The sequence below is a fragment of the Brenneria roseae subsp. americana genome (assembly GCF_003115815.1).
Taxonomy (GTDB): Bacteria; Pseudomonadota; Gammaproteobacteria; order Enterobacterales; family Enterobacteriaceae; genus Brenneria; species Brenneria roseae.
Genome location: NZ_QDKJ01000004.1, coordinates 141883 through 153912, shown reverse-complemented (window position 1 = coordinate 153912; position 12030 = coordinate 141883). Strand labels below are relative to the sequence as shown.

The window sequence follows — 12030 nt, the reverse complement described above, 5'->3', positions numbered from 1 at the left end:
CGGAGGCCGATGATTTGCCGGGAGCCAACTGGCGGAAAATTAATCCAGATCGGACGCCTGATGGCGTTCTGCGACCTGTTCCGTTTTCTCTCCCCGGATACGGTTGACTTTACGGCCACGTATGACCGCTGGACGATCGGCAATCTCATTTGCCCAACGTATTACGTGCTTATACTCATGAGCCGAGAGAAATTCCGCCGCTGAATACAACTCGTTCTGTACCAGTCCGCCATACCAGGGCCAGACGGCAATATCGGCAATGGTATACGTGTCGCCCGCCAGATAACGATGCTCGGCCAGTCGGCGATTCAATACGTCCAGCTGACGCTTGGTCTCCATGGTAAAGCGATTGATGGGGTACTCGTATTTCTCAGGCGCATACGCGTAGAAATGACCAAATCCGCCGCCGACATAGGGGGCAGATCCCATTTGCCAGAAAAGCCAGTTCAGGGTTTCGGTTCGTACAGCCGGATCGGATGGCAGTAAGGCAGCAAATTTTTCAGCCAGATACAAAAGAATAGAACCAGATTCAAAGACGCGGATCGGCGTCTCGCTACTTTGATCAAGCAAGGCCGGGATTTTGGAATTTGGGTTAACGTCAACAAAACCGCTGGAGAATTGCTCTCCTTCGCTTATCCGTATCAGCCAGGCATCATATTCTGCCCCCGTATGTCCAAGCGCCAGCAATTCTTCCAGCATGATGGTGACTTTCACACCGTTAGGCGTCGCCAGCGAATAAAGCTGGAGCGGATGTTTGCCGACCGGCAGATCTTTATCGTGCGTCGGGCCGGCAACAGGACGGTTAATGTTGGCGAAAGCCCCGCCGGAGGGCGTTGGTTGCCATACTTTTGGGGGTAGATAGGTCGGAGAATTAGCCATTTAAAACCTCCATCTGTTTTTGAAATAATGCCATACGACTTTGGGTAAACCATAACCGCGTTAACGAACCTCGTTGTTATATCGTCCCTGCGCGTCAATGTCAGCACCGGCGGTTCAATCCGCTGAGTTGATGACAGCAAGCACAAACGATCCCTCTTGCTGTTCCGCTGATTCCTTCACTACCGCTGAAATTTGCTGCCGTCGATCAAGCGATCGCTCCCGTCTTATCGCTCATGCCGGTCTTACCGGGGTTGCCGGAATAAGATTCGTGAATGGCTTCGCAAAATTGATGACAAAATCACCAATGAGTCTTGCGCCGGTATCCGTCCAGTGATAGTAATGCACTACTTCACAAATTTTAGTGAAGAAGGAAAGTACATTACGATTAAATTTATAAAGGACATACCATGTCAGAACTTAAATTCGCCACGCGTCTGAATTCATTTGCCTCCGGAGCCTATCTTTATTGGCCGGGACTGAAAGGCAAGCCTTCAGTACAACAAATGATTGAACGTGCAGCTACGGTTAAAGGGTTGACACATTTGGATTTGAACTATCCCCAGCACATGACTGACGACATAAAAGCAATGAGTCAGAAAATCGCGGAGGTCGGTCTGGCGGTTAACGGTATGCAAATGCGCTGGGATGCACCGGAATTTAAGATCGGCGCATTCACCAATCCTGATCCCCAAATACGCCGCCAGGCCATAGAGTTAACCAAACGTGGGATTGATGCCGGGCGTGAATTCGGTGCCAGCCTGATGACGCTGTGGATGGGGCAAGATGGATTTGATTACTGTTTCCAGGCTGATTACAAAAAGATCTGGGAAGACGCGATCAGCGCGGTGCGCGAAATCGCCGATTATGCGCCGGATGTTGATATCAGCATTGAATACAAACCCAATGAACCGCGCGCTTACAGTATTTTCCCGAATGTCACGACCTGCCTGCTGGCGGTGGAAGAGGCGGGTTGCCCGAATTTAGGCATTACTCTTGATTTTGCGCATGTGCTGTTTGCCAATGAAGTCCCGGCTTACGCAGCCGCAATGGTCGCGCGTCGCTCACGGTTGCTCGGCCTTGACCTTAACGATGGCTGGGGTAAGCGTGATGACGGTCTGATGGTGGCATCGGTGAATCCGCGCGCCACGCTGGAGTTCCTGTGGCAGATGAAACGCGATGGTTATCAAGGCGCCTATTACTTCGATACCTTCCCTGACGCCAGCGGTCTGGATCCGGTGCGTGAAGCCGAAATCAATATCGCGACCGTCACCCGTTTACTGAAACTGTGTGAAAAACTTGATAACACCCCGGCGCTGATCGGTGCGATCGGCAGGCAGGATGCCGTCGCCTCACAGCAAATTGTCAACGACATTATGCTGGCTCAATAAAGCGACTGATCATTGCGAACGTCGCTGTGACATCCACTAAAACAACACGAAGGTTAGATGATGAAAAAAAAATTACTCTCTGTACTCGCATCCGCCCTGTTTTGTACCAGTGTTTACGCAGCTGATTTACCTCCATTGCAATCAGATACCGAGCCGGACCGTACTGACTGGACGCAGCTCACCGCGAAATACGGCCCGCTGCCAGCTGTCGATAGCAAGCTCAAAATCGGCGGCGTATCCAAAACGTTGACCAACGAATACTGGCGATCGCTTGGCAAGGGCTACCAAAATATCGCGGATAAATATGGTTTCACTCTGGCCTATCAGGCTGCCGCCAATGAAGACGATCAGTTAGGGCAGCTGTCTATCGCTGAAACTTTAATCTCACAGGGGTTTAACGGTCTGCTGGTCTCACCGCAAACCGACGCCAATTTGCAACCCGCCTATGAAGTCGCCAAAAGCAAAGGGATTCCTGTCGTTAACGTAAATGATGCCGTGATGCCTAATGCCGCCTATTACGTGGGGAACGTGCAGAAAGATAACGGTGTCCGGGTGGCGAACTGGTTTATCAACAAGCATCCGGAGGGCGGCAAGGTCGCGGTGATTGAAGGTCAGCCGGGCGTGTATGCGGCGGCGCAACGCACATTGGGATTCCGTGAAACCATCGAAGCAAACGGTAAATTTAACGTGGTCGCCAGTATCCCGGCCAACTGGAGTCGCGAAAATGCCTACAACGCTGCCGCCACGGTGTTGCAGCAACACCCTGATCTGGTGGGTTTCTATGCCAACAATGACGGCATGGCGCTGGGCGTGGTTGAAGCGGTTCGCTCTGTAGGGAAATCAGCCCAGGTAGCGGTGTTCGGAACCGACGGCATTTCCGATGCCTATGCCTCCATTAAACGCGGCGAACTGACCGGCACGGTGGACAGCTTTCCGGTGCTGACCGGCGAAGTGGCGATGGAAGTGATGATTCGCCTGATCAACGGCCAGAAACTGTCGCGCGTGGTGTCCACACCGCAGGCGCTAATCACCAAAGACAATGCTGATGCGTTCTCGGTGCAAGACAATGAGAAACTACGTCAGCTGCTGGAACAGCATAACTAAGTCAGGCGACGGAGAGTTTATGGCACAGTACTGTTTGACGATGCGTGGTATTAACAAAAGCTATGGCGGCGTGGCTGCGGTGCAGAATGTGGATTTCTCGCTGAAGCACGGCGAGGTGCATGCCCTGATTGGTGAAAATGGCGCCGGGAAATCGACGCTGTTGAATATCCTGTCTGGCGTGCGGGCTGCGGATTCCGGTGAAATTCTGGTGGAAGGGCAGATGATTCAGATGAAAAATCCGCTCTCCGCGCGTCATGCCGGCATCGCCATGATCCATCAGGAGTTGCAGCATGTTCCTGAACTTTCCGTCGCTCAGAATATGTTTCTCGGCAGACCATTGACAAAATTCAACGGGATATTTGTCGATAAAAAAGCGCAGTACCGCCGGGCAATGTCCATACTCCGGCGGCTGGATCCGACGATTAATCCCAATGAGCCGATCAAAAATCTGAAGGTGTCGCAGCAACAGATCGTGGAGATTGCCCGGGCGCTGCTCGACGAGGCAAAAATCATTGCGATGGATGAGCCGACATCCAGCCTGACGCCAACGGAGTTCGAGCGGTTGGCGGAGCTGATTTCCGATCTGAAATCGATGAATGTATCGTTGATTTATGTCTCTCATAAGATAAATGAAATTTTTAAAGTCTGCGATCGCGCAACCATCCTGCGCGATGGTAAACAGGTCGGCGTAGTGAATATCTGCGATGAAACGGAAGAGACCATCGTCACCAAAATGGTAGGGCGCAAGATTGAAAAAGTGCGGCATCAATCCTTTGCCACCGATCGGGAAGTGTTGCGCGTCGAAGACCTGGGACGCGATGGCGCCGTGCGTTCGGCCAGCTTCAGCGTAAAAGCCGGGGAAGTGCTTGGCATTGCCGGCCTGGTGGGAGCAGGACGCACCGAATTGCTGAAGCTGATCGCCGGTATTGATGCCAAAACCAGCGGCAATATCCTGGTTGAGGGCGTAGCGGTTAAAAATCACAATGTCAGCGCCGCTATCCGCGCGGGGATCGGGCTGGTTCCGGAGGATCGTAAAAAAGAGGGCATTATTAAAGAGCGAGCGGTAAAAATGAATTTAGCGCTGCCTTCCATGGGGAAATTTACCCGTTACGGACTAATTAAAAAAATAAAACTTAATCAGATCGCGCTGGATGTCATGACCGAACTGAGGCTGCGTCCGCTGAATATTGAAAAACCGGTCGGGACATTAAGCGGTGGCAATCAGCAGAAAGTGATTATTGGCCGCTGGGTTGCGGCAGATAATAAAGTGTTTCTTTTTGATGAGCCAACCCGGGGAATTGATATTGGCGCCAAATCCGAGATTTATAATTTGATAGAAAAACTGGCGCAACAGGGGAAAGCCATTGTCGTGGTTTCCTCTGAAATGCCGGAAATTATTCGTATCTCAGACAGAGTGCTGGTTATGCGTGAGGGAAAAATTACCCGGGAACTTAAAGGCGACGATATCACTGAGGAAAATATCGCGCGCTATGCGATAAGCGATCTGGATTAAAAAACAGGATCTGTCACCTACAAATATTTTTTTAAGGCCATTATTATGATGACTCAAGATAATGCTCAGTCGAAAATGCCGCTTTCGGCGTTATTTAAGTTCAATGTGCGTGATGCCGGGACGCTTATTGGTTTATTGATTATTGTGGTCACGTTTTCTTTTCTCTCTCCGGTATTTATGACCGTCCCTAATCTGTTGAACATATTACAACAGTCGTCGATTAACGGCATTATTGCCCTCGGGATGACGCTGGTCATTATTTCCGGCGGTATTGATCTTTCTGTCGGACCGACGGCGGCACTATCGGCGGTGCTGGGGGCGACGCTGATGGTATCTGGCGTTCCCGTTCCTCTTGCCGTAATGGCGACGCTGGGTGTCGGTGCGCTCTGCGGCGTATTCAGCGGCACGCTGGTAGCGTATGCCGGATTACAGCCCTTTATTGTCACGTTGGGCGGCCTATCGCTGTTTCGGGCGCTGGCGCTGATTTTTACCAATGGCAATCCTATATTTGGCATACCGATGGAGTTTCGCAATATTATCAACAGCGGGTTATTCGGTGTTCCGATCCCGATTGTCATTGTGATTACTATCGCGCTGGTCCTCTGGGTCGTAATGAATAAGACCCCGCTGGGAGAATACATTCTCGCCGTTGGCGGTAATGAAGAAGCCGCGCGCGTCGCCGGCGTGCCAGTAAAAAGAACCAAAGTCACCGTATTTGTTATTTCAGGCATGTTAGCGTCTCTGGCTTCTCTTATTCTGATTGGCCGGCTGGGTGCCGCCGAGCCGACCATGGGCAATTTATGGGAACTGGACGCCATCGCCGCGGCCGCGATTGGCGGGGCTTCTTTAATGGGGGGGAAAGGCAGTGTGATTGGCACCCTGATTGGCGCCGTTATTTTGGGATCCTTGCGTAACGGATTGACACTCCTGAATATTCAGGCGTTTTATCAATTGCTTGCTACTGGCCTTATTATTATCATAGCGATGTTGATTGACAGAGCGACGCGAGGCAAGTAATGAATCAAGATCCGCGAGCAATAGGCGCAAAAATTCGCATGAGATTGCCACTCCTGACGCCACTGGAAAGGAAAGTTGTCGATTCTATTACGTCCAAACCGGATTTTTCCGAGCAGACTTCATTAAAAGAAATTGCGCTGGAAAATAATGTTTCTGAGGCAATGGTCGTAAAATTGGCTAAAAAACTTAATTTTTCCGGTTTTCGGGATTTCAGAAGTAGTTTGATTTATTACAACTATTCTGAAGTGGCAAACCTTCATGCTGAAATTGAGCCGGATGACTCGTCGGAGAAATTACTTGAAAAGGTTTTCAGAACGTCAATACAGGCCATAGAAGAAACCCGGTCTATTATTGATATTTCTGAATTTAACCGTGCTGCTGATATTCTTTTTAAAGCCCGGCACATCGATTTATATGCGGTCGGCGGTTCCGCGACCGTCGCCCGGGATCTGTCGCACAAGCTCCTTAAAATCGGGATAAAAACGACGGTCTACGATGATGCCCATATTATGCTGATGTCAGCAGCGGTCTTATCGGATGATGATGCGGTGGTCGCCATTAGCCATTCCGGGGCTACCCGGGCAGTGAATGATCCCATTAAACTCGCTGCGCGCAATGGCACCAAAGTGATTGCCATCACCAATTATGCCGAGTCGCCTATTGCGCGTAATGCGCATGTGGTTCTCAATTCAACCTCTCAGGGATCGCATTTGCTTGGGGAAAATGCCGCGTCACGTATTGCTCAGTTAAATATACTGGATGCACTGTTTGTGGCGATTGCGCAAAAAGATCTGAAAACAGCGGAAAAGAATCTGATGAAAACCCAGCAGGCGGTCCAGAACCTACGAGAATACTAGCATGGGTAAAATTTTAGTCACTGGCAGCCTCCATTACGACATCGTGATTCAGGCGGATCATCGTCCGGAAAAAGGCGAAACGGTTATCGGCAGCCACTGCTCATATAAATTTGGCGGTAAGGGCGGCAATCAGGCGGTGTCAGCGGCCAGGGCGGGCGCGCGGGTGCGTTTTGCCGGCGCGGTTGGCGCGGATGATCAAGGGCATTTTTTACGTGCGGTGCTGAACGAGCATGGCATCGATACCCGTTATGTCGCGGTGACGGACGCGGTTCCCTCCGGCATCAGCGTGGCGCTGATGGACGTGCAGGGTGATTACGGCGCCGTGGTTGTCTCCAACGCCAACAACCATATTGAGCCTCAGCAGTTTAGCGATGATAACCTGTGGCAGCAGGTAAACATGTTGCTGCTACAAAATGAAGTACCGGAAGCGGTCAATCTGCAAGCCGCGACGCAAGCCAAACGGCGGGGCATTACCGTGTGCCTCAATGCGGCGCCCGCGCGTGAACTCGGCGCGTCAATGCAATCGTGTGTCGATTTACTGGTGGTTAACGCGATAGAGGCTCGGGACCTCAGCGGTGTCGCGGTCCTGAATTTGCAAGATGCCTGCTCCGCGGCGGAGATCCTGAGCCGCAGCTATCCGGCGGTGGTGGTCACCGCTGGCGAACATGGGGTCGCGTTCTGCGAAACCGGGCAATCCAGCCAATCCTTGCCGGCGAAGAAAATTGAGTTAGTCAGTACCCATGGCGCCGGAGACTGCTTTATGGGGATGCTGTGTACCTCTTTGTTGCAGGGGCGGAGCCTGGCGCAGTCAGTGGCTAATGCCAACCTGGCTGCCGCAGAGCACGTATCGCGCAAGGCCTCCTGATTTCTTGTCGCTCCGTTGACCGGGTTCCGGCCAATCAGGGGAACGGCCGGAATCCCGGGGGAACGGTTTCCCCAGGCTGGTTTCAGCGCTAAGCCGTCCCTGTCTCTGTTCTGCGTATTGTGCATTTATTGCCTGATGCGATAGGGTGCGCGGCGTGTCCCTGACTGAAATGTGAACGGCAATAGTTCGTGAGAAATTCAACGCAGACCCGGAGCTTAACCGAGCCGTATAACGGGGTCTGATATACCGCCCAGATGTTGGCGCTCTGCGCATAGCCGGGCAGAACCTGCACCAGTTGTCCTCTCTCAAGGAAAGGCGCGACATCCCACTCCGAACGCAGCATGATCCCTTTTCCCTCCAGCGCCCAGCGCAGCACAATTTCTCCGCTGTTTGATGACAGGTGTCCGGAGATTTTCACCGATTTCTTTCCTTCCGTACCTTCCAGTTCCCAGATGCCCGGCGTCATATCGCGTTCTTTGGTGATCAGACAGTCGTGCCTGGCCAGTTCACCGAGCTCGGCGGGGGTGCCCTGTTGTGCCAGATAGGATGGCGCGGCGCACAAAATCCGTTTGTTCTGAGCCAGCAGCCGCGCAATGTAGTTATCGGGAATATCGTCATTAATGCGAATATCCAGATCGATATTATCGCGGCTGAGGTCGATTTGCCGGTCAAAGAGTTCGAAGTGAATTTGCAGATCCGGGTAGAGGTTCATTAATTCCGTAATGGCGGGCGCAATACAACTGCGGCCAAAGCCAAAGCTGCATCCGATACGGATCGGTCCTGCGGGTAGGGTTTTAATCTGGGTGACCTCATCGACCAGCGTTTGCAGGTCGCTGAGAATGTTCAGAGCATGTTCATAACAGGTTTTGCCGCTTTCGGTAAGCGTTATACCGCGGGAGGAACGATTGAGCAGTTTAATCCCCAGTGAGGATTCGAGCTGCTGGATACGCTTGGTGACAAACGCCGGCGTCTGTCCCAATGCCTCCGCGGCCGAGTTGAAGCCGCCGGTGTTGACGACCGCCACCAGAACCTGCAAATCTTTAGGGAGAGGATAATGAATCAGGGTCATAGTGCTATCCAGATAAAAGGCGTTTTTTTTACTGGCAAATAATGCGGCCAGATGTTGCTTAATATTTTTTTATTGTTATCAATGCGTGACTTTTTGTTATTTTCTGCTCCGGTCACGCGATGCGAATATTCGCTATCCTGCTGGAATCTTTCTTTTTCCCGCGCTTCACGGATCGTTAATCAATACTTCACAACCGCCAGATGCCTAAAACCATAGTCTTTGTGCTAGTTTTAATCCAGTAAAAAAAACCTTATTTGCCATGTCGTTATCGGCAGGGCCGGCTATTGTCCCGAGCTGGAGTAATGTCTATGAATACGCAAAGAAAACAGGAAGACGTCGGTAAGCTGACGCAAATTGTCACTGATTTTACCGCGATGATTTCAACCCGCATGCCTGATGACATTGTGGATAAATTAAAGGCCCTGCGTGATGCCGAAACCTCGGCAATGGGGAAAATAATCTACCACACCATGTTTGATAACATGGAAAAGGCCATTCAGCTTAATCGTCCCGCCTGTCAGGATACCGGCGAGATTATGTTTTTTGTGAAAGCGGGCTCTCAGTTTCCGCTTTTGGGCGAACTTCAGGCGGTGCTGAAACAGTCGGTTGAGAATGCGACGATAAAAGCGCCGCTGCGCCATAACGCGGTGGAAATCTTTGATGAAGTGAATACCGGTAAAAATACCGGCAGCGGCGTACCGTGGGTCACCTGGGACATTGTCCCGGACGGTCGCGACGCCGAGATCGAAGTGTATATGGCGGGCGGAGGCTGTACGTTGCCGGGCCGCTCAAAAGTCCTGATGCCGTCCGAGGGGTATGAGGGCGTCGTCAAATTCGTTTTTGAGAATATCTCTACGCTGGCGGTTAACGCCTGTCCGCCGGTACTGGTCGGCGTGGGCATCGCCACATCGGTTGAAACCGCGGCGGTCCTGTCGCGCAAAGCGATTCTGCGCCCGATCGGCAGCCATCATCCTAATCCGAAAGCTGCCGAGCTGGAGCGGCGGCTGGAAGACGGACTAAACCGGCTGGGCATCGGGCCGCAGGGGCTGACCGGAAACAGCTCGGTGATGGGCGTCCATATCGAGTCCGCCGCGCGTCATCCTTCCACTATCGGCGTCGCCGTCTCGACTGGCTGCTGGGCCCACCGGCGCGGCACGTTGCGCGTACATGCCGACCTGTCTTTTGAAAATATCTCTCATACCCGGAGCGGACTATGAAAAAGATCCTGACTACCCCGATTAGCGCCGATGATCTGGCGGATATTCGCATTGGCGATGTCATTTACCTTACCGGGATGCTCGTCACCTGCCGTGACGTCTGCCATCGCCGGCTGATCGAGCTGAAGCGTCCGATACCTTACGATTTGCACGGCAAAGCCATCTTTCATGCCGGTCCGATCGTGCGCAAGAACGGCGAAAAATGGGAAATGGTGTCCATCGGGCCGACGACCAGCATGCGCATGGAAGCCTTTGAAAAAGACTTTATCGAGCAGACCGGCGTACGCCTGATCGTCGGGAAAGGCGGCATGGGGCCGGAAACCGAAGCCGGCTGTCAGCAGTTTAAAGCGCTGCATGTGATCTTCCCGGCGGGGTGCGCCGTGCTGGCGGCCACCCAGGTGGAGGAGATTGAAGAAGTTCACTGGATGGAACTGGGGATGCCGGAATCGCTGTGGGTATGTCGGGTGAAGGAGTTTGGTCCGCTGATCGTATCGATCGATACGCACGGCAATAACCTGATTTCGAATAACAAACGGCTATTTGCCGAACGTCGCGAACCCATCGTCGAAGAGATTTGCGAACACGTTCATTACATCAAATAGCCATTTCCCGTGAGGCGGTTTCCGCCTCTCTTTCGACTGCATATAGGACATAACAATGGCAAATATCCGCTTGTCATGGCGATGGCTGGCGCCGTTTGTTGTCACTCTCGCTGTCGCTTTAATTCCTGCGCCCGCCGGGCTGGATCCACATGCCTGGCTCTATTTCGCCGTCTTTCTCGGTGTGATCGTCGGGTTGATTCTGGAGCCGGTTCCCGGCGCCGTCGTGGCGATGACCGGCATCGCCACGATCGCTATCCTGTCTCCCTGGCTGCTGTTCAGTCCGCAGCAGATGGCCGATCCGGAGTTTAAATATACCTCCAGGGCACTGTCATGGGCGGTATCCGGCTTTTCGAACTCGGTTATCTGGCTGATTTTCGCCGCGTTCATGTTTGGCACCGGTTATGAAAAAACCGGGCTGGGCCGGCGTATCGCGCTGATGCTGGTGAAAAAAATGGGGCACAAAACTCTGTTTCTCGGCTATGCGATCATGCTGTCCGAGCTGATTCTCGCTCCGGTGACGCCGTCAAATTCCGCGCGGGGCGCCGGGATCATCTATCCGATTATCCGCAATCTGCCGCCGTTGTACGATTCGCAGCCAAACAGTCCCAGCGCCCGCAGCATTGGTTCATATGTGATGTGGATGGGGATCTCGGCGGACTGCGTCACCAGCGCGATTTTTCTTACCGCGATGGCGCCTAACCTGCTGCTGGTCGGGTTAATCAAAAGCGCGTCCGATTTGACGTTAACCTGGGGAAACTGGTTTCTGGGGATGCTGCCGCTGAGCCTGTTGCTGATTTTACTGGTGCCGTGGCTGGCCTATGTCCTCTATCCGCCGGTGCTGAAACTGGGGGATCAGGTTCCGAGATGGGCCGCGACGGAGCTGGAGGCGATGGGACCGCTGTGCGTCAGAGAGAAAAAGATGCTGGTCCTGATGGTTTGCGCGCTGCTGCTGTGGATTTTTGGCGGGGCGTTTATTGATGCCGCAACGGTCGGTTATGCGGTGGTGGCGCTGATGTTGCTGGGCAAGATTATCAGCTGGGATGATATTATCAGCAATAAATCGGCGTGGAATGTCTTCTTCTGGCTGGCTTCGCTGATTGCGCTGGCGACCGGTCTGAACAACACCGGCTTTATCAAATGGTTCGGGCAACTGCTGGCGCAGGGGCTGACGGGCTATCCGCCGACGCTGGTGATGGTGGCGCTGATCGTGGTGTTTTACCTGCTGCGCTATTTCTTTGCCAGCGCCACCGCTTACACCTCGGCGCTGGCGCCCATGATGATTGCCGCCGCGCTGGCGTTGCCTGATATTCCGCTGCTGAGTTTTTGTCTGATGGTCGGGGCGGCCATTGGCCTGGGCAGTATCGTCACGCCTTATGCCACCGGACCCAGCCCCATTTATTACGGCAGCGGTTATTTACCGACCGCCGATTACTGGCGGCTGGGCGCGATTTTCGGCGGCACCTTTTTACTGCTGTTGATTGCGACCGGCCTGCTATGGATGCCACTGGTGCTTCATTAA

At 52.9% G+C, this 12030-nt stretch carries 11 protein-coding genes; 9 read left to right on the top strand and 2 right to left on the bottom strand.

Annotation, left to right across the window (positions count from 1 at the left end; genetic code table 11):
• Positions 1-39 precede the first annotated feature (39 nt).
• Complete coding sequence (yghU, locus tag B4923_RS06570; protein WP_109053559.1) at positions 40-879, bottom strand: glutathione-dependent disulfide-bond oxidoreductase; 840 nt, start codon at positions 877-879, stop codon at positions 40-42.
• 407 nt (positions 880-1286) lie between these two features.
• Here yghU and B4923_RS06565 point away from each other — a divergent pair, with 407 nt between their 5' ends.
• From B4923_RS06565 to B4923_RS06540, 6 genes are read left to right on the top strand one after another with little or no spacing between them, the layout of a single operon-like run.
• A complete protein-coding gene (locus B4923_RS06565) occupies positions 1287-2267 on the top strand; it encodes a TIM barrel protein (RefSeq protein ID WP_109053558.1) in 981 nt (326 codons plus the stop codon).
• Between the two features lie 60 nt (positions 2268-2327).
• Positions 2328-3371 carry a sugar ABC transporter substrate-binding protein gene (locus B4923_RS06560; protein WP_109053557.1) on the top strand — a complete coding sequence of 348 codons (1044 nt, stop codon included), beginning with the start codon at positions 2328-2330 and terminating at the stop codon, positions 3369-3371.
• Between the two features lie 19 nt (positions 3372-3390).
• Positions 3391-4884 carry a sugar ABC transporter ATP-binding protein gene (locus tag B4923_RS06555; protein WP_109053556.1) on the top strand — a complete coding sequence of 498 codons (1494 nt, stop codon included), beginning with the start codon at positions 3391-3393 and terminating at the stop codon, positions 4882-4884.
• A 45-nt stretch (positions 4885-4929) separates the two neighbouring features.
• Positions 4930-5901 carry an ABC transporter permease gene (locus B4923_RS06550; RefSeq protein ID WP_109053555.1) on the top strand — a complete coding sequence of 324 codons (972 nt, stop codon included), beginning with the start codon at positions 4930-4932 and terminating at the stop codon, positions 5899-5901.
• Positions 5901-6758: a MurR/RpiR family transcriptional regulator gene (locus tag B4923_RS06545; RefSeq protein ID WP_109053554.1), complete on the top strand. Its 858-nt coding sequence runs from the start codon at positions 5901-5903 to the stop codon at positions 6756-6758. Before B4923_RS06550 ends, B4923_RS06545 begins: the two co-directional genes overlap by 1 nt.
• 1 nt (position 6759) lies before the next feature.
• Positions 6760-7623: a ribokinase gene (locus B4923_RS06540; protein WP_109053553.1), complete on the top strand. Its 864-nt coding sequence runs from the start codon at positions 6760-6762 to the stop codon at positions 7621-7623.
• 88 nt (positions 7624-7711) lie between these two features.
• Here B4923_RS06540 and ttdR read toward each other — a convergent pair whose 3' ends face one another.
• Positions 7712-8692, bottom strand: a complete 981-nt coding sequence (gene ttdR, locus B4923_RS06535; RefSeq protein WP_109053552.1) for an L-tartrate utilization transcriptional activator TtdR — start codon at positions 8690-8692, stop codon at positions 7712-7714.
• A gap of 308 nt (positions 8693-9000) precedes the next feature.
• On the opposite strand from ttdR, the gene ttdA reads away from it, so the two are divergent.
• Genes ttdA through B4923_RS06520 form a run of 3 tightly spaced genes read left to right on the top strand, consistent with a single transcriptional unit; the run spans position 9001 to position 12030 of the window.
• Positions 9001-9909 carry a L(+)-tartrate dehydratase subunit alpha gene (gene ttdA / locus B4923_RS06530; protein ID WP_109053551.1) on the top strand — a complete coding sequence of 303 codons (909 nt, stop codon included), beginning with the start codon at positions 9001-9003 and terminating at the stop codon, positions 9907-9909.
• On the top strand, positions 9906-10511 hold the full coding sequence (gene ttdB, locus B4923_RS06525; RefSeq protein WP_109053550.1) for a L(+)-tartrate dehydratase subunit beta: 606 nt from the start codon (positions 9906-9908) through the stop codon (positions 10509-10511). Before ttdA ends, ttdB begins: the two co-directional genes overlap by 4 nt.
• A 55-nt stretch (positions 10512-10566) precedes the next feature.
• Positions 10567-12030 carry an anion permease gene (locus tag B4923_RS06520; RefSeq protein ID WP_109053549.1) on the top strand — a complete coding sequence of 488 codons (1464 nt, stop codon included), beginning with the start codon at positions 10567-10569 and terminating at the stop codon, positions 12028-12030.

Excerpts from the sequence above, each read along its gene's own strand:
- yghU (WP_109053559.1), bottom strand. The coding sequence starts at position 879 with ATGGCTAATTCTCCGACCTATCTACCCCCAAAAGTATGGCAACCAACG.
- B4923_RS06565 (WP_109053558.1), top strand. The coding sequence starts at position 1,287 with ATGTCAGAACTTAAATTCGCCACGCGTCTGAATTCATTTGCCTCCGGA.
- B4923_RS06560 (WP_109053557.1), top strand. The coding sequence starts at position 2,328 with ATGAAAAAAAAATTACTCTCTGTACTCGCATCCGCCCTGTTTTGTACC.
- B4923_RS06555 (WP_109053556.1), top strand. The coding sequence starts at position 3,391 with ATGGCACAGTACTGTTTGACGATGCGTGGTATTAACAAAAGCTATGGC.
- B4923_RS06550 (WP_109053555.1), top strand. The coding sequence starts at position 4,930 with ATGATGACTCAAGATAATGCTCAGTCGAAAATGCCGCTTTCGGCGTTA.
- B4923_RS06545 (WP_109053554.1), top strand. The coding sequence starts at position 5,901 with ATGAATCAAGATCCGCGAGCAATAGGCGCAAAAATTCGCATGAGATTG.
- B4923_RS06540 (WP_109053553.1), top strand. The coding sequence starts at position 6,760 with ATGGGTAAAATTTTAGTCACTGGCAGCCTCCATTACGACATCGTGATT.
- ttdR (WP_109053552.1), bottom strand. The coding sequence starts at position 8,692 with ATGACCCTGATTCATTATCCTCTCCCTAAAGATTTGCAGGTTCTGGTG.
- ttdA (WP_109053551.1), top strand. The coding sequence starts at position 9,001 with ATGAATACGCAAAGAAAACAGGAAGACGTCGGTAAGCTGACGCAAATT.
- ttdB (WP_109053550.1), top strand. The coding sequence starts at position 9,906 with ATGAAAAAGATCCTGACTACCCCGATTAGCGCCGATGATCTGGCGGAT.
- B4923_RS06520 (WP_109053549.1), top strand. The coding sequence starts at position 10,567 with ATGGCAAATATCCGCTTGTCATGGCGATGGCTGGCGCCGTTTGTTGTC.